This window comes from Stenotrophomonas sp. STEN087, from assembly GCF_056759115.1.
The window spans coordinates 1-19,928 of sequence record NZ_JBRRCR010000078.1 but is presented as its reverse complement, the minus strand read 5'-3'; the positions used below and the strand labels follow the sequence as shown (position 1 = coordinate 19,928).

At 67.4% G+C, this 19,928-nt stretch carries 18 protein-coding genes and 1 rRNA gene; 5 read left to right on the top strand and 14 right to left on the bottom strand.

All coding sequences use genetic code 11. The features are described from left to right. Positions 1–146: 146 nt before the first annotated feature. Complete coding sequence (locus ACVOK1_RS16770) at positions 147–863, bottom strand: SURF1 family protein (protein ID WP_481562720.1); 717 nt, start codon at positions 861–863, stop codon at positions 147–149. A gap of 57 nt (positions 864–920) precedes the next feature. On the opposite strand from ACVOK1_RS16770, the gene ACVOK1_RS16765 reads away from it, so the two are divergent. After that, positions 921–1,139 (top strand): twin transmembrane helix small protein, encoded by a 219-nt coding sequence (locus ACVOK1_RS16765; protein ID WP_049468560.1) that lies wholly within the window; start codon positions 921–923, stop codon positions 1,137–1,139. Positions 1,140–1,160: 21 nt separating this feature from the next. Here the strand turns inward: ACVOK1_RS16765 and ACVOK1_RS16760 are convergent, their stop codons facing one another. The 6 genes from ACVOK1_RS16760 to ACVOK1_RS16735 are packed head-to-tail and all read right to left on the bottom strand — an operon-like array spanning position 1,161 to position 6,023. Continuing rightward, on the bottom strand, positions 1,161–2,036 hold the full coding sequence (locus tag ACVOK1_RS16760; protein WP_200752591.1) for a cytochrome c oxidase subunit 3: 876 nt from the start codon (positions 2,034–2,036) through the stop codon (positions 1,161–1,163). Between the two features lie 13 nt (positions 2,037–2,049). After that, positions 2,050–2,640: a cytochrome c oxidase assembly protein gene (locus ACVOK1_RS16755; RefSeq protein WP_116864958.1), complete on the bottom strand. Its 591-nt coding sequence runs from the start codon at positions 2,638–2,640 to the stop codon at positions 2,050–2,052. Then, a complete protein-coding gene (locus ACVOK1_RS16750) occupies positions 2,637–2,900 on the bottom strand; it encodes a hypothetical protein (RefSeq protein WP_481562719.1) in 264 nt (87 codons plus the stop codon). The genes ACVOK1_RS16755 and ACVOK1_RS16750 overlap by 4 nt, the downstream gene beginning before the upstream one ends. Before the next feature lie 8 nt (positions 2,901–2,908). Beyond that, complete coding sequence (ctaD, locus tag ACVOK1_RS16745) at positions 2,909–4,516, bottom strand: cytochrome c oxidase subunit I (RefSeq protein WP_108767495.1); 1,608 nt, start codon at positions 4,514–4,516, stop codon at positions 2,909–2,911. A 59-nt stretch (positions 4,517–4,575) separates the two neighbouring features. Next, positions 4,576–5,535: a cytochrome c oxidase subunit II gene (coxB, locus tag ACVOK1_RS16740; protein ID WP_481562718.1), complete on the bottom strand. Its 960-nt coding sequence runs from the start codon at positions 5,533–5,535 to the stop codon at positions 4,576–4,578. A gap of 11 nt (positions 5,536–5,546) precedes the next feature. Then, entirely contained in the window at positions 5,547–6,023 is a 477-nt protein-coding gene (locus ACVOK1_RS16735) for a DUF2244 domain-containing protein (RefSeq protein WP_108767493.1), read from the bottom strand. Positions 6,024–6,297: 274 nt separating this feature from the next. Between ACVOK1_RS16735 and putA the strand changes: the two genes are divergently transcribed. Continuing rightward, the gene (gene putA / locus ACVOK1_RS16730; RefSeq protein ID WP_481562717.1) at positions 6,298–9,516 is read left to right on the top strand and encodes a bifunctional proline dehydrogenase/L-glutamate gamma-semialdehyde dehydrogenase PutA; all 3,219 of its coding nucleotides are present in this window, start codon (positions 6,298–6,300) and stop codon (positions 9,514–9,516) included. Between the two features lie 70 nt (positions 9,517–9,586). Here the strand turns inward: putA and ACVOK1_RS16725 are convergent, their stop codons facing one another. The 4 genes from ACVOK1_RS16725 to ACVOK1_RS16710 form a co-directional block, all read right to left on the bottom strand. After that, positions 9,587–10,654: an AAA family ATPase gene (locus tag ACVOK1_RS16725; RefSeq protein ID WP_481562716.1), complete on the bottom strand. Its 1,068-nt coding sequence runs from the start codon at positions 10,652–10,654 to the stop codon at positions 9,587–9,589. Beyond that, on the bottom strand, positions 10,641–11,240 hold the full coding sequence (gene pnuC / locus ACVOK1_RS16720) for a nicotinamide riboside transporter PnuC (protein ID WP_481562715.1): 600 nt from the start codon (positions 11,238–11,240) through the stop codon (positions 10,641–10,643). Before pnuC ends, ACVOK1_RS16725 begins: the two co-directional genes overlap by 14 nt. 41 nt (positions 11,241–11,281) lie before the next feature. Further along, positions 11,282–11,722: a hypothetical protein gene (locus ACVOK1_RS16715; protein ID WP_481562714.1), complete on the bottom strand. Its 441-nt coding sequence runs from the start codon at positions 11,720–11,722 to the stop codon at positions 11,282–11,284. A gap of 120 nt (positions 11,723–11,842) precedes the next feature. Continuing rightward, positions 11,843–13,186, bottom strand: a complete 1,344-nt coding sequence (locus ACVOK1_RS16710; protein ID WP_313053313.1) for an outer membrane protein transport protein — start codon at positions 13,184–13,186, stop codon at positions 11,843–11,845. 228 nt (positions 13,187–13,414) lie between these two features. Here ACVOK1_RS16710 and ACVOK1_RS16705 point away from each other — a divergent pair, with 228 nt between their 5' ends. Further along, entirely contained in the window at positions 13,415–14,107 is a 693-nt protein-coding gene (locus ACVOK1_RS16705) for a rhomboid family intramembrane serine protease (RefSeq protein ID WP_164074116.1), read from the top strand. Between the two features lie 69 nt (positions 14,108–14,176). On the opposite strand, the gene ACVOK1_RS16700 is transcribed toward ACVOK1_RS16705, so the two are convergent. Together ACVOK1_RS16700 and ACVOK1_RS16695 are read right to left on the bottom strand one after the other, a co-directional pair. Beyond that, on the bottom strand, positions 14,177–15,646 hold the full coding sequence (locus ACVOK1_RS16700) for a S41 family peptidase (protein WP_481562713.1): 1,470 nt from the start codon (positions 15,644–15,646) through the stop codon (positions 14,177–14,179). A gap of 107 nt (positions 15,647–15,753) precedes the next feature. Further along, the gene (locus ACVOK1_RS16695; protein WP_481562712.1) at positions 15,754–17,058 is read right to left on the bottom strand and encodes a murein hydrolase activator EnvC family protein; all 1,305 of its coding nucleotides are present in this window, start codon (positions 17,056–17,058) and stop codon (positions 15,754–15,756) included. 94 nt (positions 17,059–17,152) lie between these two features. Between ACVOK1_RS16695 and ACVOK1_RS16690 the strand changes: the two genes are divergently transcribed. Both ACVOK1_RS16690 and ACVOK1_RS16685 read left to right on the top strand, forming a co-directional pair. After that, complete coding sequence (locus ACVOK1_RS16690; RefSeq protein WP_108767485.1) at positions 17,153–17,815, top strand: DUF4097 family beta strand repeat-containing protein; 663 nt, start codon at positions 17,153–17,155, stop codon at positions 17,813–17,815. Positions 17,816–17,899: 84 nt separating this feature from the next. Further along, positions 17,900–19,618 (top strand): M28 family metallopeptidase, encoded by a 1,719-nt coding sequence (locus ACVOK1_RS16685; RefSeq protein ID WP_481562711.1) that lies wholly within the window; start codon positions 17,900–17,902, stop codon positions 19,616–19,618. Positions 19,619–19,830: 212 nt separating this feature from the next. Here the strand turns inward: ACVOK1_RS16685 and rrf are convergent. Next, a 5S ribosomal RNA gene (rrf, locus tag ACVOK1_RS16680) occupies positions 19,831–19,928 on the bottom strand; the annotation flags it as partial.

Here is a 19,928-nt window from a genome sequence, read left to right as displayed (position 1 = left end):
GGGGGCGGGGGGCCGGAACGGCGCGCGTGGGGGGTGGTAGCTGTGTTCTTGGGGGGATTTTTCTCTTGGTGGGGGGTGGGTGGCGGGGGGGGCGGGCCGCTGGCCGGCATCCATAAACCCGGGGGAGGGCCGGCCCGCGGCCGGAACTACCGGGCAACGGAGCGCCTCCGGCGCCGTTCCAGCACCAGCGCGACCACCAGCACGGTCAGCGCCAGGCCGAACCACTGCACCGCGTAGCCCAGGTGACGCTGCGGCGGCAGCGTGTTCGGCAGCAGGTCGAGGTCACGCGCATCGCCGAACGGCAGGGCCGGGTCCAGGCGCAGCACCCGGTCGGGCAGCGCGGCCAGCCCCAGCGCGCGGGCCAGGCCGTCGGCAGGCAGGCGGCTGGCCAGCCAGCGTCCGGGCTCGCCGGTGCTGGAGAACGCCGGCCCCAGCGCCAGGCCGGCCGCTGGCGGCGGTGCCAGCAACCCGCGCACCGCCACCGGCGACGGCGGCGCGGGCACCTGCGGCAAGGTGCGATCCGGCGGCAGCGCGCGCCAGCCCAGGTCGACCAGCAGCACGCTGCCGCCGTCACTGCGGAAGGGTCGATAGATCTTCACCCCGGCACGGCCCTGCCGGGTCTGGTTGTCCAGCAGTACCACCCCGGGCAGGAAGCGGCCATGGTCGGCCACGCCGTGCAACGCCCCGGGTGCGGCCAGCGCCTGCGCCAGCGGCAGCGACTGCGCCACCGCCGGTCCCTGCGCATCGAGCAGCGCCTGTTTGGCGTGCATGCGCTGCAGCTGCCAGAACCCCAACGCAGTGAACGCGGCCATCGCCAGCACCGCCATCAGCCAGCCGACCACGCGTGTGTGCTGGCGCATCATGACAAGTCCGCGCAAACGCGGTCAGATAGGCGCATCCACCCTGCCCTCGAGCCGCGCATGAGTGATTCGCTGAAGACCCTGCTGGTAATCGCGTTTCTGATCGTCATCGTCTGGAATCTGGGCGCCGGCCTGTATTACCTGCTGGTCGACCGCGGCCAGACCAAGCGCACGGTCAACGCACTGACCCGGCGTATCGGCGTGTCAGTCGCACTGATCGTACTGGTGATCGTGTGCATCTACATGGGCTGGATCAAACCGCACGGCATCGGTGGCTGAGGCCACCGGCGCCGGCGCCGGTCAAAGCACGTAGACGAACATGAAGAGCATCAGCCACACCACGTCGACGAAGTGCCAGTACCACGCGGCGGCTTCGAACGCGAAGTGGTTGTCGCGGGTGAAGTGTCCCTTGGCCGAACGCAGCCACATCACGATCAGCATGATCGTGCCCAGCAGCACATGCGCGCCGTGGAAGCCGGTCAGCATGAAGAACGTCGAACCGTAGATGCCCGAACCCAGGGTCAGGTTGAGTTCCTTGTAGGCGTGGATGTACTCCTCCGCCTGCAGCGTCAGGAAGCCGAGGCCGAGCAGCACGGTGGCGCCCAGCCACACCAGCAGCTGGCGGCGGTTGCCGGCCTTCAGCGCGTGGTGGGCGATGGTCAGGGTCACGCCGGAGGTCAGCAGGATCAGCGTGTTGATCAGCGGCAGGCCCCAGGCCGGAATGGTCTGGAAGGCACCACCGATCGCCGCCGGTCCGTTGGTCGGCCAGCCCGCCGAGTAGCCCTGCCACAGCAGTTCGTTGGTCATCACCCCGCGGCCTTCGCCGCTGAGCCAGGACAGGCCCAGGTTGCGGGTGTAGAACAGCGCGCCGAAGAAGGCACCGAAGAACATCACTTCGGAGAAGATGAACCAGACCATGCCCATCCGGAACGAGCCGTCGACCTGGCGGTTGTAGTGGCCGGCCTGCGATTCGCGCACCACGTCGCTGAACCACCAGAACAGGGTCAGCACCAGCATCGCGACGCCGATGTAGAAGGTCCAGCGCCCCCAGCTGGCATCGTTGAGCCAGCTGGCCACGCCGACCATGGTCACCATCATCGCGATGGACCCCACGAACGGCCATTTGCTCTGGGCCGGGACGAAGTACACGTTGGCGTCGGTCGGTGTCTGGGCCATGTCGGTATCCGGGTCAGGGAGCGGCGTGCGCGCCTTCCGAGGTGCCGGCAGGTGCCAGCCGGTCGGACAGCGCGTCGTTGCGGTAGAAGGTGTAGGACAAGGTGATCGTCTTGATTTCCGGCGGCAGGTCCGGATCGACGATGAAGCGCACCGGCATGTCGCGCTTCTCGCCGGCCTGCAGCGTCTGCGCGGTGAAACAGAAGCATTCGGTCTTGCTGAAGAAGCCCGACGCGCGCGCCGGTGCCACCGAAGGCACGGCACTGCCGACCACGGCATTGGCGCTGTCGTTGCGCGCGAAATACAGCGCTTCGTTGAGCTCGCCGGGCACCACGTCCATGGTCAGCTGCTCGGGATGGAACGACCACGGCAACCGCGAATTCACCCCGCCATCGAACTCCACGCGCACGGTGCGCTTGCCGGTGGCGGCGCCGGTGCTGGCCTCGCTGCCAGGACCGCGCTCCAGGCGCACGCCGAACACCTTTTCGCACGCGATGCGGTACAGCGGCACCAGCGAGAACGTCAGCAGGAACACCGCCACCGCGACGCCGATCAGGCGCGGCAGCCCGGCACTGCGTGACGGAGCGGTGGCCGGCGTCTCGCTCATCGGCCGATCACCCCGCTGAGGATGAAGCCGACGTAGACCAGCACGGCGACGGCGCCGACCCACATCGCGGTCCGCTTCGCGCGCTGGCGCTGCTGCTGGTAGAGCCGACCGTTGGTCGGCTGCTCTTCGTGAGTCGACCAACGGTCGACTCTACCGGTCGGCTGCTCGCCGTTGTTGTAGAGCCGAGCCATGCTCGGCTGCTTCTCTTCAGTCGAGCATGGCTCGACTCTACCGATCGGAAGCGGGCTCTCGTTATGCATGCCCCACCTCAATGCGTGATGTCGTCATGCGCCAGGTCGCCAGGGCGGATGGTCGGCGGCGTGGTGAAGGTGTGCGCCGGTGCCGGCGACGGCAGCGTCCACTCCAGGCCGCGCGCGCCTTCCCACGAACGGGCCTCGGCCTTCTCGCCATTGCGCAGCGAGGACAGCAGGATCGCGGCCATCATGAAGGGCGTGGCGAACATGCCGAACGCACCGATCGAGCTGATCAGGTTCCAGTCGGCAAACGCCACGCTGTAGTCGGGAATGCGCCGCGGCATGCCGGCCAGGCCGAGGAAGTGCTGCGGGAAGAACAGCAGGTTGACGAACACGATCGACCACCAGAAGTGCACCTTGGCCCACTTCTCGCTGTACATGCGCCCGGTCCACTTCGGCCACCAGTAGTACACCGCGGCAATCAGCGCGAACACCGCACCGGTCACCAGCACGTAGTGGAAGTGGGCGACCACGAAGTAGGTGTCGTGGTACTGGAAGTCGGCTGCCACGATCGCCAGCATCAGGCCGGAGAAACCACCGATGGTGAACAGGATGACGAAGGCCACCGACCACAGCATCGGTGCTTCGAAGGTGAGCGAGCCGCGCCACATGGTGCTGACCCAGTTGAACACCTTCACGCCGGTCGGGATCGAGATCAGCATCGTGGCGAACATGAAATAGATCTCGCCACCCAGCGGCATGCCCACGGTGAACATGTGGTGGGCCCAGACGATGAACGACAGGAAGGCGATCGCGGCGGTGGCGTACACCATCGCCTGGTAGCCGAACAGCGGCTTGCGGCTGAAGGTCGGAATGATCTCGCTGACCACGCCGAAGGCGGGCAGGATCATGATGTAGACCTCGGGGTGCCCGAAGAACCAGAAGATGTGCTGGAACATCACCGGGTCACCGCCACCGGCGGCATTGAAGAAGCTGGTGCCGAAGAACTTGTCGGTCAGCAGCATGGTCACCGCACCGGCCAGCACCGGCATCACCGCGATCAGCAGGAAGGCGGTGATCAGCCAGGCCCAGCAGAAGATCGGCATCTTCAGCAGGTCGATGCCCGGCGCACGCATGTTGAGCACCGTGGCGATGATGTTGATCGCGCCCATGATCGAACTGATGCCGGCGACGTGGATCGCGAACACGGTGAAGGCGACGTTGTAGCCGCCCTGCAGCGACAGCGGCGGGTACAGCGTCCAGCCACCGGCCGGTGCACCGCCCGGCAGCAGGAAGGTCAGCAGCAGCAGGCTGAAGGCCACCGGCAGCAGCCAGAACGACCAGTTGTTCATGCGCGGCAGCGCCATGTCCGGCGCGCCGATCTGCAGCGGGATCATCCAGTTGGCCAGGCCGACGAAGGCCGGCATCACGCCACCGAAGATCATCACCAGCGCATGGACCGTGGTGAGCTGGTTGAACACCTCCGGGCGGATGAACTGGATGCCGGGCTGGGCGAGCTCAAGCCGGATCAGCACGCTCATGAAGGCGCCGATGACGAACATGATGAAGCTGAAACCCAGGTACAGCGTGCCGATGTCCTTGTGGTTGGTCGAGAAGAACCAACGCTCGAAGAAGCTCTGGTGGTGGTGGTGATCGTCGTGCCCAACTGCCGAGTGCGCCATCGCAAAACACCTCTCAGAATCGGTTGTCTCCACGGCCGCGAACGGCCGCGGGCTTTACATCACGCGCCGCTGGCCGCGGTGGCAGGTGCACTGCCGGCTTCAGCCGCCGCCGGTGCGGCCGGCGCTGCCGGCGTCTCGCCCGCCGGTGCCGCTGGTTCAGCCGGTGCCGCAGGCGTGGCAGGCGCTGCCGGCGGCGGCTTGCGCTGCGCCAGCCACTGCTTGAAGTCTTCCTTGGACACGGCCTCGACCACGATCGGCATGAAGCCATGGTCCTTGCCGCACAGTTCGGCGCACTGGCCGCGGTAAACACCGGGCTGCTCGATGCTGGTCCAGGCCTCATTGATGAAGCCGGGGATGGCGTCCTGCTTCCAGCCCAGCGCCGGCACCCACCAGGCGTGGATCACGTCATCAGAGGTGATGACGAAGCGCACCTTGGTATCGACCGGCAGCACCAGGCGGTTGTCCACGTCCAGCAGGTAGTGCGGGTGGCTTTCCCGGGTCGGCACCTTGCCACTCTGCCGCATGCGGTCGGACTCGCGGTCCAGGCGGCTGGTGAAGGTGACGTTCTCGCCGAGGTATTCGTACTTCCACATCCACTGGTAGCCGGTGACCTTCACCGTCATCTCGGCATCGCGGGTGTCGTACATCTTGATCAGGTTGGCCGTGGCCGGCCACGCCATCACGATCAGGATGATCACCGGGATCACCGTCCAGATCACCTCGGCCTTGGTGTTGTGGCTGAAGGTGGCGGCGACGGCGCCCTTGGATTTGCGGAACTTGAAGATGGCGTAGGCCATCGCCCCGAACACGATGACGCCGATCACCGTACAGATGATCAACGACAGGTTGTTCGACTCCCAGGCCAGGCGCGAGGTCTGGGTGACCCCCTTGCCCATGTTCAGCTGCCACGGCTTGGGATCGGCCGCCTGCGCCCATGCCCATGCCGGAACCAGTCCCCCGGCCACCAGGCTGGCGACCGCTGCAACGCACTTCGTGCCCCACCTGCTGCTTTGCTTCATTGCCTAGACCCTTAGCGTCGTCGGTTGCCGCCATCGCTGGCGGCGAGCAAGCCTTCAAGCATTTCAGCGAGCGTCTGGCGTTCGGCCGGCGCGAGGAAACTCCCCACCTCCACCTGCCGTCCGCTGGATGCCAGCCGGACCCTCTCGTCATCGGTGAGCAGGCGCACCCAATGGGGGTGGGCCCGGAACACCGGCGATCCACCGGGTACGGGGATGACCTCCACGTACGCCGGCACGACCCGGATCTCCTCCTGCCGTTCACCGCTGCGCCACAAGGCACGCAGGGCGGCTGCCAGCAACAGGCTGTACAGCAGCGCGAACAGGGGAGCGAATGCGTTGCCAGCCACCCACCCGAGGGCGGAGACCAGCCACATCGCTCCCGACAACACGGCAAACAACAGGACGAACTGCCGGGCATCGAGCGCCCGTGGGGGACGCAGCCGCAGCTGCGTACCTGACCCATCCGGAGCTGGAAGCACCTCGATCATGTCGCAACCGCGTTCCTGCCGCGGGAAACGCCTCGATGGTAGCCCCGCCCTCTCACCGGTAGCAAGGGTCCATTCACACTTTTTCCCATGTTGCAATACAGCATGGCCCCGGCGGCGCGAATGACGAATTCGGCACAAATACGGTCGAGCTTGCTGAACACGCTGAATCCACCACTGCTAGGGGCTATCAGCCCTCTACAAAGGTGTCTGCGGGACACTTCCGCAGGGCGCAAAAATGATTAAAATCGCCAAGTTTTCCACTGGCCGGATCGGCATGAACGCACCCTCCTCCTCCCCTGCCGCCCACGACGCGCCGCGTCCGGGCGCGCTGCTGTCGCCGGAACTGCCGGCGTCCCCCAACCCGTTCCGCCAGGCCATCACCGACGCCTGGTTGAAGGACGAGGCCAGCCACGTGCGCGAGCTGCTGACCCAGGCCCGCCTGCCCGCCGAGGAGCAGGCCAGGGTGCAGGCGCTGGCCGCCGACCTGGTCGGCCGGGTGCGCGTGCGCGCCAAGGACCAGGGTGCGATCGAAGCCTTCATGCGCCAGTACGACCTGGGCAGCGAGGAAGGCGTGCTGCTGATGTGCGTGGCCGAGGCGCTGCTGCGCATTCCGGACCAGGACACCGCCGACAAGCTGATCCGCGACAAGCTGGCCGATGCCGACTGGGAAAAGCACTTGGGCGGCAGCGACTCGGTGCTGGTCAACGCCTCCACCTGGGGCCTGATGCTGACCGGCAAGCTGGTGCAGATGAACGACGCCACCCGCGCCGATGCCCCCAGCGCCTTCAAGCGCCTGGTCGGCCGCGTCGGTGAGCCGGTGGTGCGCCTGGCCGTGCGCCAGGCCATGAAGATCATGGGCCACCAGTTCGTCATGGGCCGCACCATCAGCGAAGCACTGTCGCGTTCGCACAAGGGCGACAACGCCAGCTACCGCTATTCGTTCGACATGCTGGGCGAAGGCGCGCTGACCATGAAGGACGCGCTGCGCTACCTCGAGGACTACCGCCGCGCGATCCACGCCATCGGCGGCGACCACAAGGCGCGCGGCGGCCGCCCGGACGGCGACGTCAACAACGCCCCGGGCATCTCCATCAAGCTGTCGGCGCTCTACCCGCGCTATGAGCACGCCAAGCGCGAGCGCGTGCTGACCGACCTGGTGCCGGGCGTGCTGGAACTGGCGCAGCTGGCCAAGAGCTACGGCATCGGCTGCACCGTCGACGCCGAAGAGTCGGACCGCCTGGAACTGTCGCTGGACATCATCGAACAGGTGTTCGGCGATGCCTCGCTGGCCGGCTGGGATGGCTTCGGCGTGGTCGTGCAGGCCTACCAGAAGCGCACCCCGTACACGATCGACCACCTGGCCGACATGGCGCGCCGCGCCGGTCGCCGCCTGCAGGTGCGCCTGGTCAAGGGCGCCTACTGGGATGCCGAGATCAAGCGCGCGCAGATCGAAGGCTATCCGGGCTACCCGGTGTTCACCCGCAAGCAGAACACCGACGTGTCCTACCTGGCCTGCGCCAAGCGTCTGTTCACCCATGCCGACGCGATCTACCCGATGTTCGCCACGCACAACGCGCACACCATCGCCGCGGTGCGCAGCATCGCCAACGGTGGCGTGTACGAGCACCAGAAGCTGCACGGCATGGGCGACGACCTGTACGCCGAAGTGGTGCCGGCCGACCGCCTGGCCCTGCCCTGCCGCGTGTATGCGCCGGTCGGTTCGCATGAAGACCTGCTGCCGTACCTGGTGCGTCGCCTGCTGGAAAACGGCGCCAACTCCAGCTTCGTCAACCGCATCACCGACGAACGCGTGCCGATCGCCGACCTGATCCGCGATCCGGTCGAGATGGTCGCCTCGTTCGCCTCGATCCCCCACCCGAAGATCCCGCTGCCGGTTGACCTGCTGCGCAGCCAGAACCACGACAGGAAGAACTCCATGGGCGCCAACCTCGCCAACGACAACGAACTGCGCGCCCTGGCCGAGCAGATCAACGCGGCAGTGAAGCCTTGGCAGGCCGCCCCGCTGGTGCCGGGTGCCAACCCGACTGGTGCCGCGCTGCCGGTCACCAACCCGGCCGACACCCGTGAAGTGGTCGGCCAGTGGCTGGCCGCCGACGCCGCCACCGTGCAGAAGGCCCTGGCCAATGCCGTGGCCGCCCAGCCGGCCTGGAACCGCACCCCGGCCGCCAGCCGCGCCGCCATCCTCGAACACGCCGCCGACCAGCTGGAAGCGCGCATGCCGGAGTTCATGGCGCTGTGCGTGAAGGAAGCCGGCAAGAGCCTGCCCGACAGCATCGCCGAAGTGCGCGAAGCCGTGGATTTCCTGCGCTACTACGCCAAGCAGGCGCGCGAGCAGTTCAGCCACGCCGAGAAGCTGCCCAGCCCGACCGGTGAATCCAACGAGCTGCAGCTGCACGGCCGCGGCGTGTTCGTCTGCATCAGCCCGTGGAACTTCCCGCTGGCGATCTTCCTGGGCCAGGTGGCCGCTGCACTGGCCGCCGGCAACAGCGTCATCGCCAAGCCGGCCGAGCAGACCAACTTGATCGGCTACTACGCCGTGAAGCTGCTGCACGATGCCGGCGTGCCGGCCGAGGTGGTGCAGTTCCTGCCGGGCGACGGTGCCACCGTCGGTGCCGCGCTGACCGCCGACCCGCGCGTGGCTGGCGTGGCCTTCACCGGCTCCACCGACACCGCCCGTGCGATCAACCGCGCGATGGCCGCGCGTGATGCCGCCATCGGTGTGCTGATCGCCGAAACCGGCGGCCAGAACGCCTTCATCGCCGATTCCTCGGCGCTGCCGGAACAGCTGGTCAAGGACGCGATCGGTTCGGCCTTCACCTCCGCCGGCCAGCGCTGCTCGGCCGCGCGCGTGCTGTTCGTGCAGGACGACATCGCCGACAAGGTGATGACCATGCTGGCCGGTGCGATGAAGGAACTGAAGGTCGGCAACCCCGGCGTTCTGTCCACCGACGTCGGCCCGGTGATCGACGCCGATGCGCTGAAGATCCTGCAGGACCATGCCGAGCGCATGGACCGCGAAGCGCGCCTGATCGCCGCTGCCGAACTGTCCGTTGAAGCCGCCAATGGCACCTTCTTCGCACCGCGTGCGTATGAACTGAAGGACCTGGCCCAGCTGCAGAAGGAAGTGTTCGGTCCGGTGCTGCACGTCATCCGCTGGAAGGGCGACCAGCTCGACGCGGTGATCGACCAGATCAACGCCACCGGCTACGGCCTGACCCTGGGCGTGCATTCGCGCATCGACGAGACCGTCGACCGCATCAGCAACGGCGTCCACGTCGGCAACGTCTACGTCAACCGCAACCAGATCGGTGCGGTGGTCGGCGTGCAGCCGTTCGGTGGCCAGGGCCTGTCCGGCACCGGCCCGAAGGCCGGCGGCCCGCACTACCTGCTGCGCTTCGCCACCGAAAAGACGGTGACGGTGAACACCACCGCCGCCGGTGGCAACGCCTCGCTGCTGACCCTGGGCGACTGAAACACCCCTCCCCTTCCACGGGTGTGATTGATGCACGAAAAACCCCGCGAAAGCGGGGTTTTTTGTGCCATCACGCCGCCGCGCTGAAGCGGCTGTCCGCGCGCGCGGCCAGCGCGTCCTGTACCCGCGCGATGCGTGTTTCCAGATCGCCTTCCAGCAGCACGAACGGCAGCCCCCGCGCCTGCAGCTCCTGCAGGTACCAGGCATGCTGCTGCGCGCGGAAGGCCTCGCCCACCCGCGTGCCATCCTGGTCGAAGGCGATGTCCGGTGCGCACAGGAACAGCAGGTCATACGGCCGCAATGCAGCCTGCAGCAGCGCGTCCGGTGCGCTGCCGAACATCCAGCCGCTGTAGCCCAGGGTCACCAGTGGCGTGGTATCGCAGAACAGCCAGCGCTGCGCCGTCAGCACCGCCGCATCCTCACGCCGGGGCTGCTCTTCGGCGATGCGCAGCAGGTCCGGTTCGCGCAGGTCACCGCCCTGCATCTCCCACAGCGTGCGCCCGTACTCCGCGACCCATGTCGTGCCCATGCGCGCGGCCAGTACGCGCGCCAGCGTGGTTTTGCCGGTGGATTCGCCACCAATGAAGGCCACGCGCTGCACGTAGTCCGCGTACACCTGTGGCGACAGGCCATGGCGAAGCGCATGCGGATCGGCGCGCAGCTGGGTGCCGCTGGGCTGGCCGACATCGCGGCTGCGCTCCAGCCGCTGGTGCTGCACCGGTGCGTTGAAGTGCGCGGCCATCGCTGCGGCAAAACCATCGCCGTAGTCCTCGCCGGTGAACACCGCCTGCACTGGCCCGCCGAACAGGTGCAGGCACAGCCAGGCGGTGAAATCGCGCTGCGCCTGCTCGCTGTCGCTGTCGCGTGGCAGCGCGCGCGGTGGCAGGCCGTGCTGTTCGCAGAGCGCGGCCAGGCGGGCATCGTCCAGCACCGCCACCGTCGCCTGCGGAAAGCGCGCACGCAGCCAGCGTTCGCGGCGGGCGGCGCTGTAGCCGACAAAGCCCGGCTGCGACCAGCCGATCACCAGCAGCTGCCGGCAGTGCGCGGCGGCGAAGTCGATCAGGTGCTCATGGCCGCGGTGCAGTGGGCAGAACTTGCCCACCACCAGACCGCGCTCGACGCGCTCAGGCAGCGGCATCAGCGGCCTTTGCCTCGGCGCGCATCAGCGTGCGCCAGTGGCGCAGCGCCACCAGCGCGTTGATCCAGAAGCCGATGTAGAGGAACGAGGTCAGGTGCAGGCCGCGGCTGTAGTACAGCGGCACGGCGATGGTGTTGACCAGCAGCCACACCCACCACGATTCCAGCTTGCGCCGCATCATCAGGATCTGCGCGATCACGCTCAGCACCAGCACTGCCGAATCGATATAGGGCGCGTAGGCATGGGTCAGGCGGGTCAGCATCCAGCCGTAGGCGAAGGTCGCCACCACCGCCAGCGGCAGCAGCCAGGCCCACGCCCGCGGGCGCACCGGGGTGATCGGCAGGGGCGCGCCATGGTCGCCGCGCAGCCACTGCCACCAGCCCAGCACGCTGATGGCGATGAAGAAGAACTGCAGCACCATGTCCGCAAACAGGTGCGAACGTTCGAACACCGCCGCGAACAGCGCGCAGCCGACGATGCCCAGCCACCAGGTGTGCACGTTGTTGCGGCCGGCCAGCAGGATCGAGCCGGCGACGGCGATGTTGGCGGCCAGCTCCAGCTGGAAGTTCGGATCAGTGAGGTTCATGGCGACATTGTCGTTGATCCGCGCGCCGAGCGTGGGGGGCCTTACACGCGGGCCATGAAGGCCTCCACCGGCCCGCCCTCGCACTTCCACTCGGCATACACCCCCACCAACTGGCACTGCGGGCAGCGGCAGCCGATGTACAGCCAGCGCACATCGCGCGAATCGGCGCACAGCGCCACGCCACAGTGGATGGCCAGGGCCTCGCTGCCACAGAGGCATTCATGGGCTTCGGGGTCCGCCTCATCGGCATACTCCGCGCTGTCGCCCATCAGGTGCGCATTGCCGCAGGCCACGCAGTCACGCCGCGCAACGCCTGCCTCTTCGTCATCGAACAACCGGAACAACGTCGATCCGCAGACACAGACCGCAGTCCGGTAGTCGGTCGCGGGGTAACCGTTGCGTTCACTGAAGCCCTGGATGACCGCCCGGATGTCGTCGTCCCCGCTTCCATACCAGTGTTTGCCCTTGCGCGTGAGCGTCATCGTTTCCTCCGCCAGAATCCCGTCAGTAGATCCACGCCATGCGTGGATGGCGTCTACCCATAAAAAGAAAGCCCCGCTTGCGCGGGGCCCTCCTTGTACTGCTTCAGGCCGTGGCCTGAATCAGAACTTGTACTGGAACGACGCAGCCAGCACGTCGCCACGGACCTTGTACTTGCCCGACAGCGAGTTGCCCTGGTTGTTGGTGGTCGCCGGCACGTTCACGTTCGGGTCGCTGGTGAACAGGTGGGTGTAACCGAAGTTGTATTCGGTGTTGGCCGACGGGGTCCAGCCTACGCCCAGCGACAGCCACTTGCGGCTGGTATCCGGCACGCGCACGTCGCGGTGGGCATCGGTGGTCGGGGTCTGGTCCAGCGCAACACCACCGCGCAGGGTCACCGTATCGCTCAGCTTGAAGTCGGCACCCAGCGAAACAAAGGTGGTGTCGCGGTAGCCGAACTCCAGCACCGAATCCGGCTGCGCCGAGGCGTAGTCGATGGTGACCTGGTCAAAGGCGGTCGACCAGGCGGTGCGGGTGACGTCACCCATCACGGTCCAGCGGTCGTTGACCTTGTGGGTCACGCTCAGGGTGGCCGACGCCGGCAGGGTCACCGTGGCCTTGCCGCTGGTGGTGACAAAACGGCCCGGCTGAGCCGCAGCCAGCACCGCTGCCGCATTGGCTGGCACATCGAAGGTGGCGTCGCCACCGGTGATCTTGTGCTCGACCTTGGAGCGGTAGCTGATGCCGATGTGGGTGTTCTCATCCGGGCTGAACAGGCCGCCGACGGTCCAGCCCACGGCGTTGTTGTCGCCTTCCACGGTCAGCTTGCCATCGGCGCTGCCCGGGGCGAAGCCCGGCACACGCGACTGAGCCAGCGCGGTGCCGAAGTCAATGTTGTTGCTCAGTTCGATGGTCAGGTGCTCGACGAACACCGATGCACCGAACGACACGTAGGGGTTCACGTCATAGGACGCGGCGAAGCCCAGGTCGATGGCCTTCAGGTCGGTCTTCAGGCCGCTGTAGCGACCCACCCAGCCGTTGTCGTATTCAGTCTTGAAGCCGAACGGAGCGGTCAGCGAGACACCAAAATGGGCCTTCTCGCCCAGAGGCATGTGGAAGTAAGCGGCCGGGACCGGCGCAATCATGCCGGCGTCGCCACCGTCACTGCCGGTCTGCGCGGCGCCCGTCGGCTTACGGCCCTGGCCCTTGAACTCGGCCTTGAAACTGATGGCGCTGAGGTCGCCCTGGACCATGGTGCCGTCCAGCTGGCGCATGCCGGCCGGGTTGACGGCGATGATGGACGCGTCGCCCTCGGCGCTGCCGGAGCCGGCGAACGCACGGCCCAGGCCCTTGGCGCTGTTTTCCTTCAGCTGGAAGGCAGCGGCGTTGGCATCAGCGGCGGCCAGCGCACCGGCAACGCCGACGGCCAGCAGGGTCAGTCGGGCAATGGTGGAAGCAGTTTGCATCGTGTTCTCTCTCCGGTAAGCGGTGATGGTGCTCTGAGTGCGCCTGCGCCTACCGGACCCGCAAAGGCCCGCCAGAACGCGCCGGATTCCCCTCCCGACATACGACGCCGTATGCGAGTATTACCCAGAGCCGTTAATGAAACAATAACAGCAGCGGCCGTATTCGATGCGCAAAAACTGAACAGGCGCCTCGCCCGCGCAAAGCCCCGGCACGCTAGGCTAGCGGCCATGTTCGTGTCTCTCCCCTCCCGCAAGAAGGCCACGCTGCGCTGGGCTACACCCGTGCTGTTTGCGGCATTGTGGCTGGCATTCCTGTGGTCGATCTCGCGTCCGGGCGACGCCCGCAACAGCCTCTGGCTGGACTGGGGCGCCCTGTCCACCGGCCTCACCCACCCGCAGGACTGGTGGGCGACCCTGAAGGACGGCAGCGTGCTGCGGTTGTTCACCGCCCTGTTCCTGCACGCGGACTGGTCGCACCTGCTGGGCAACCTGGTGTTCCTGCTGATCTTCGGCCTGCCCGCCGAGCGCGTGCTCGGCCCGTGGCGGCTGATGCTGCTGTTCCTGGTCGGTGGCGCGGTGTCGAACCTGGTGGCGATCTACACCATGGGCAGCCCCGACCAGATCATCATCGGCGCCAGCGGCGCGGTGTCGGCGATGATCGGCGCCTACCTGGCGCTGTTCCCGGCCGCGCGCCTCGGCGTGGTCATCCCGCTGGGCCTGTTCCTGGAATTCGTGCGTGCCCCGGCCTATCTGCTGATCGGCGTCTGGGCCGCATTGCAGGTGGTGTTCGCCCACATCGGCCCGAGCTTCGGCATGGTGGCCTGGTGGGCGCACATCGGCGGCTTCGTGTTCGGCCTGCTGTACGGCGTGTACGTGCGCGCGGCCATCGCCCGCAAGCTGCGCAAGCGCCACGGGTTCTGAGCACCGGGTAGTGCCGGCCGCTGGCCGGCTCCCCACTCACCGCGTCGCCGGGCGTGGCCCGGCGCTACCTCAGGGCTTGGCCGGGGTTTCGGCCGGCTTGGCCGCCGGCTTCGGTTCGGGCTTCGGCTCTGCGTTCGCATCGGGCTTTGCCTCAGGCTTCGGCGCCGGCTTGGCGGCCGCGGCCTTCGTCGCCTTCTCCGCCTCGGCCTTGGCCGCTTCGGCCTTCAGCCGCGTGGCCACTGAACCGGGGTTCTTCAGTTCGGCCAGGGCGTCATTGATCGGCGCATCGCCCGGCAGCACCGCACCGGCGCGGTAGCCCTCGGTACCTTCGTCGTCACCGCGCAGGTGGCCCGGCAGGGTCGCCTCGCTGTAATCACTCAGGCTGGCCGGCAGTGCATCTTCCTCCGGCGTCGGCGCCGGCTTCAGTTCGACGTCGGGCACGATGCCGGTGGCCTGGATCGACTTGCCGCTGGGCGTGTAATAGCGCGCCGTGGTCAGCTTGACCGAATCGCCGTTGTCCAGCGGCAGCACGGTCTGCACCGAGCCCTTGCCGAAGGTCCGGCTGCCGACCACGCGCGCACGCTTGTTGTCGCGCAGCGCACCGGCCAGCACTTCGGACGCACTGGCCGAACCGGCGTCGGCCAGCACCACCACCGGCGCACCCTTCAGCAGGTCGCCCGGCGTCGCATCGAAGCGTGCATCGCTGATGCTGATGCGGCCGCGGGTGCTGACGATGTTGCCCTTGTCGAGCAGGTCATCGGCCACCTGCACCGCGGCGGTCAACAGACCACCCGGGTTGCTGCGCAGATCCAGCACCAGGCCCTTGAGCTGGCCACCGGCCTGCTTCTGCAGCTGCTGCACGTGCTTCTGGAAATCAGAACCGGTATCGGCCTGGAACGTGCTCAGGCGGATGTAGCCGTAGCCCGGTTCGAGCATGCGGCTCTTCACGCTGGTCACGCGGATGGTCTGCCGGGTCAGGCTGACATCGAACGGCTTGGGCTTGCCGTCGCGCACGATGGTCAGCACCACCTTGCTGCCGGCTGGGCCACGCAGCGGCTCGCTGGCATCGATGGCGCTGATCGGCTTGCCGTCGATGGCGATGATCAGGTCACCGGCGAGGATGCCGGCCTTGGCCGCCGGCGTGTCGTCGATCGGCGAGATGACCTTCATGCTGGCGTTGTCGGGCTGCTGCTGCAGCTCCACGCCGATGCCTTCGTAGGCACCGTTGGCCTGCTCGTCGAAGGCCTCGGCATCTTCCTTGTTGAAGTAGGTGCTGTGCGGATCGAGATCCAGCAGCAGGCCGCGCACGGCCGACTGCATCAGCTTGTTGTCATCGACCGGATCGACGTAGGCCGCGCGGACTGCGTTGTAGACCGAGACGAAACGACGGATGTCTTCCAGCGGCACCTTCGAGGTCACCGCCTCCTCGTTGCTCGCTGCCTGGCCGGAGGTATCGGTGGCGGCCGGCGCAGTCTGCTGCGCCCAGGACAGCGCTGGCATCAGGGCCAGCAAGAGGGTGGCGGTACGGGCTGCGCGCATGGATCACTCCTGTCGACGGTGGCATCGTGCCCAAGGCACATGCCCCGATTATGCGCGAAGCGTGGCTAAATTCCCGTTGAATCCGGCCCGGTCGCAGCAGCGTCGATTCAGCGCCGCTGCAGCCAGCTGTCCGGGTTGACAGGTTGCCCGCCGCGGCGAAGCTCGAAGTACAGCGCGGTCACACCCTGGCCACCGGAATTGCCGACCTTGGCCACGGCATCGCCACGGCTCACGCGCGCGCCGGCATCCTTCAGCAGGGTGTCGTTGTGTGCGTACAGGCTCATGTAGCCGTTGCCGTGGTCGACGATCAGGATCATCCCGTAGCCGGTCATCCAGTCGGAGAACACCACGGTGCCATCGGCCACGGCGGTGACGGTGCTGCCTGCCGGCGCGCCGATCAGCACGCCGCTGCTGGTGCGCCCGTCGGGCAGCTTGGCGCCATAGCGGGCCAGCAGGTTGCCCGACAGCGGCCAGCCCAGCCCGCCCACCTTCGGTGCAGGCGCGGAGGCCACGGCCGGCGGGACCTTGGTCGGCGGCGGCGGGCGGCCCTCGGCCTTGGCCTGGCGTGCGGCCTTTTCGGCAGCGGCCTTCTCGGCGGCCGCCTTGCGCGCGGCGGCACGGCGCTCGGCCTCGGCGCGGGCGGCGGCCGCACGCAGGTTGGCCAGCAGCGTTTCCAGCGCCTTGGCATCCTGACCGAGCGCCTGTTCCTTCTCGCGGCGGTCCTTGAAGCGTTCTTCCAGCGAGGCCACGGTCTGCGCGCGATCGCGGCGATCTGCCGCCAGCGAGGCCGCCTGCTGCTTCTGTTCTCGCTGCGCGCCCTGCAGGGTCTGTTTGCGCTCGGCAATCTGCGCCTGCAGCGTCTCCAGTTCCTTCAGGTCGCCGGTGAGGGTGGCGATGCGCTGCGCGCGCTCGCGCTGCAGGTAGCGGTGGTACGCCAGGGCACGGTTGGCATCGGCCACCGTGTCCTGCGACAGCAGCAGCTTCAGCGGGGCATGGTTGCCCAGCTGGTAGGCCGCGCGCAGCAGCCCGGCCAACTCGCGGTTCTGCTGGGCCAGGTTGGCCTGCAGGGTGGCGCGACGCTGTTCGGCTTCGGCCAGGGCCTGGTTCTGCTCGCGCAGCGCGGTTTCGGTCTGGGCCAGTGCCCGGCCGCTGCGGGCAACCTTTTCGTCGGCATCGCGCAGCTGCCGTGAGGCCTGGCCGCGCTGGCCCTCGATCTGCCGGCGCTCCTGCGCCACGCCCTTCAGTTCGGTACGCAGCTTCTGCAGCTTGCGCTCGGCCTCGCGGGTAGAAGCGGTCTGCGCGCTGCCCGGCAGGGGAGCGGCCAGCGCCAATGCCAGCCCCAGCAACAGGCAACGCCCGGCGCGGGCAGCGGCGGTGTGATGTCGGCGTGAGGGGAAGACGTTGTTGCGCAAGGGCTTTCCAGTGACTTCAGGCAGTTGCAGGGGGTGCCGGGGAATGGTGACATCAACGCACGCGGCCTGCCAGCCGCACAACAACGAGGCCCCCATGAAAACGCTCTCCATTCCGCTGCTGTTGGGCGCACTGCTGGTCGCCGGCCCGCTTGGCGCGCAGGACAACATCAGCAAGGTCAACGGCAGCATCAGCGCCGACCCGGGCCAGCGCTACGGCAAGCTGGACACCGTCAACGGCGGCATCCGCGTGGGTGATGGCGTGGAAACCGGCAGCATCGACACCGTCAACGGCGGCGTCACCGTGGCCGACCGCGCCCGCACCGGCAGCATCGAGACGGTCAACGGCAGCGTGCGCCTGGGCCGTGAAGTCATCGCCCAAGGCGATGTCAGCACGGTCAACGGCAGCATCTTCAGCGACCACGGCAGCCAGATCGAAGGCGGCGTGGAAACGGTCAATGGTGGCATCGGCCTGGTCAGCAGCCGCGTGCGCAAGGACGTGGAAACGGTCAACGGTGACATCACCGTGGGCATCGGCTCGCAGGTCGGTGGCGGCCTGCGCGTGCGCAAGCCCAATTTCAGCGTTTCGCTCACGGCCAGCCGCAAGCCGCGCGTGATCATCGGCCCCAACGCCGTGGTCGAAGGCCCGCTGCTGTTCGAACGCGAGGTGGTGCTGTACGTGCACCGCACCGCACGCGTCGGGCCGGTCACCGGTGCCGAGCCGATCCCGTTCGACACCGATACCGCGCCGGCGGACTGAGTCCCCGGCGCTGCAGTACGGGGAATGCTCCCCTTCACCGGCCGCGCCCGGCGTGGCCATCCCTCGTGTATCCAGGAAACGACGATGCCCCGCAAACTCCTCCTGTGCCTGGCCGCCGCGGCCGCGGCCGCGCTCAGTGCCTGCAAAGGCGAAGACACTTCCACGCCGGCGCCTGCCGCCAGCCCCGATGCTGCCGCCACGCCGGCAGCCCACACCTTCTCGCCCGGCATCAACGCCGCCGACTTCAGCGAGATGGTCAAGACGCTGGCTTCGGACGAATTCGAAGGCCGCGCCCCGGGCAGCAAGGGCGAAGAACTGACGGTCAACTACATCCGCGACCAGATGCAGCGCATCGGCCTTCAGCCGGGCAACGGTGACAGCTGGTTCCAGGACGTGCCGATGACCGAGACCACGGCCGACGAATCGACCGTCCTGAAGATCACCCAGGGTGGCAAGACCACCGAGCTGAAGTTCGGCACCGACATGGTGGTGGGCACCCGTACCGGCGAGGCCGAAGTGAAGGTCGATGCCAGTGACCTGGTCTTCGTCGGCTATGGCGTGGATGCGCCGGAGCAGAAGTGGAACGACTACGCCGGCCAGGACTGGAAGGGCAAGACGGTCGTGATGTTCGTCAACGACCCGGGCTTCCATGTCGGCGACGAGAAGCTGTTCGACGGCAAGCGCATGACCTATTACGGGCGCTGGACCTACAAGTTCGAGGAAGCCGCCCGCAAGGGTGCCGCCGCCGCGCTGATCGTGCACGACACCGCCGGTGCTTCCTATGGCTGGGATGTGGTGAAGAACTCCTGGGCCGGCCCGCAGTACGACCTGCCGGCGAAGGATGATCCGGAAGCGCGCATCCCGGTGCAGGGCTGGCTGAGTGCGGACGCCGCCAAGGCGCTGTTTGCCGGGGCCGGCCTGGACCTGGCGCAGGCCTACAAGGACGCGAGCAAGCGCGGCTTCAAGCCGGTGCCGCTGAAGGCCACCGCTGCGGTCGACCTGAAGAGCCAGATCGCGCAGAAGCAGTCGCGCAACGTGGTGGGCGTGCTGCCGGGCAGCAAGCGTGCCGACGAAGCCGTGCTGTACATGGCCCACTGGGACCACCTGGGCAAACATGAGGGCGAGGAAGGCGACAACATCTACAACGGTGCAGTCGACAACGCGACCGGCGTGGCCGGCATTCTCGAAGTGGCCGAAGCCATGGCCCACCAGGATCCGAAGCCGGAGCGTTCGGTGGTGTTCCTGGCCGTGACCCTGGAAGAGTCCGGCCTGCTGGGTTCCAAGTACTACGTGGCCCACCCGACCTTCCCGCTGGACAAGATTGCCGGCGTGATCAACATCGACGCGATGTCGGTGGCCGGCCGTGCCAAGGACGTGACGGTGACCGGTTTCGGCAGTTCCGAGCTGGAGGACATCCTCAAGCCGCTGGCTGCCGCCCAGGATCGCACCCTGCACGGCGAGACCTCGGTGCAGAGCGGCTTCTACTTCCGTTCGGACCACTTCAATTTCGCCAAGGCCGGCGTGCCGGCGCTGTATGCCGACGGTGGCGAGGACCTGCGCGACGGTGGCGTCGACGCGGGCCGCAAGGCCGCGACCGATTACGGCAACAACCGCTACCACGGGCCGAAGGATGAGTTCGATGCGTCCACCTGGAAGCTGGATGGCACCGTGGAAGACCTGGAACTGATGTACGGCGTGGGCAAGGAACTGGCAGGCGGCGATCGCTGGCCGAACTGGTACGAAGGCAATCCCTTCAAGGCCGCCCGCGACGAGATGATGAAGAACAAGGCTGCGGCCCCGTAAAGCCGAGCCATGCTCGACTGAACAGTGTTGAGGTCCAGGCGGCGCCCCACGGGGCGCCGCCTTTTTTTGTGGGCGGTGGGGCGGTCCATCCACGCATGGCGTGGATCTACAGCCTTGGCTGGCACCGCGCAACGCGCGGCAACGCCCCCAGCGTGTTTATCTGCGCGCAAAGAAAAACCCCGCTGCGTGAGCAGCGGGGTTTTGGGTGTAAACCCTGGCGATGACCTACTCTCGCATGGCTTGAGCCACACTACCATCGGCGCAGCTGCGTTTCACTTCCGAGTTCGGGATGGGATCGGGTGGTTCCACA

Excerpts from the sequence above, each read along its gene's own strand:
- ACVOK1_RS16770 (WP_481562720.1), bottom strand. The coding sequence starts at position 863 with ATGATGCGCCAGCACACACGCGTGGTCGGCTGGCTGATGGCGGTGCTG.
- ACVOK1_RS16765 (WP_049468560.1), top strand. The coding sequence starts at position 921 with ATGAGTGATTCGCTGAAGACCCTGCTGGTAATCGCGTTTCTGATCGTC.
- ACVOK1_RS16760 (WP_200752591.1), bottom strand. The coding sequence starts at position 2,036 with ATGGCCCAGACACCGACCGACGCCAACGTGTACTTCGTCCCGGCCCAG.
- ACVOK1_RS16755 (WP_116864958.1), bottom strand. The coding sequence starts at position 2,640 with ATGAGCGAGACGCCGGCCACCGCTCCGTCACGCAGTGCCGGGCTGCCG.
- ACVOK1_RS16750 (WP_481562719.1), bottom strand. The coding sequence starts at position 2,900 with ATGCATAACGAGAGCCCGCTTCCGATCGGTAGAGTCGAGCCATGCTCG.
- ctaD (WP_108767495.1), bottom strand. The coding sequence starts at position 4,516 with ATGGCGCACTCGGCAGTTGGGCACGACGATCACCACCACCACCAGAGC.
- coxB (WP_481562718.1), bottom strand. The coding sequence starts at position 5,535 with ATGAAGCAAAGCAGCAGGTGGGGCACGAAGTGCGTTGCAGCGGTCGCC.
- ACVOK1_RS16735 (WP_108767493.1), bottom strand. The coding sequence starts at position 6,023 with ATGATCGAGGTGCTTCCAGCTCCGGATGGGTCAGGTACGCAGCTGCGG.
- putA (WP_481562717.1), top strand. The coding sequence starts at position 6,298 with ATGAACGCACCCTCCTCCTCCCCTGCCGCCCACGACGCGCCGCGTCCG.
- ACVOK1_RS16725 (WP_481562716.1), bottom strand. The coding sequence starts at position 10,654 with ATGCCGCTGCCTGAGCGCGTCGAGCGCGGTCTGGTGGTGGGCAAGTTC.
- pnuC (WP_481562715.1), bottom strand. The coding sequence starts at position 11,240 with ATGAACCTCACTGATCCGAACTTCCAGCTGGAGCTGGCCGCCAACATC.
- ACVOK1_RS16715 (WP_481562714.1), bottom strand. The coding sequence starts at position 11,722 with ATGACGCTCACGCGCAAGGGCAAACACTGGTATGGAAGCGGGGACGAC.
- ACVOK1_RS16710 (WP_313053313.1), bottom strand. The coding sequence starts at position 13,186 with ATGCAAACTGCTTCCACCATTGCCCGACTGACCCTGCTGGCCGTCGGC.
- ACVOK1_RS16705 (WP_164074116.1), top strand. The coding sequence starts at position 13,415 with ATGTTCGTGTCTCTCCCCTCCCGCAAGAAGGCCACGCTGCGCTGGGCT.
- ACVOK1_RS16700 (WP_481562713.1), bottom strand. The coding sequence starts at position 15,646 with ATGCGCGCAGCCCGTACCGCCACCCTCTTGCTGGCCCTGATGCCAGCG.
- ACVOK1_RS16690 (WP_108767485.1), top strand. The coding sequence starts at position 17,153 with ATGAAAACGCTCTCCATTCCGCTGCTGTTGGGCGCACTGCTGGTCGCC.
- ACVOK1_RS16685 (WP_481562711.1), top strand. The coding sequence starts at position 17,900 with ATGCCCCGCAAACTCCTCCTGTGCCTGGCCGCCGCGGCCGCGGCCGCG.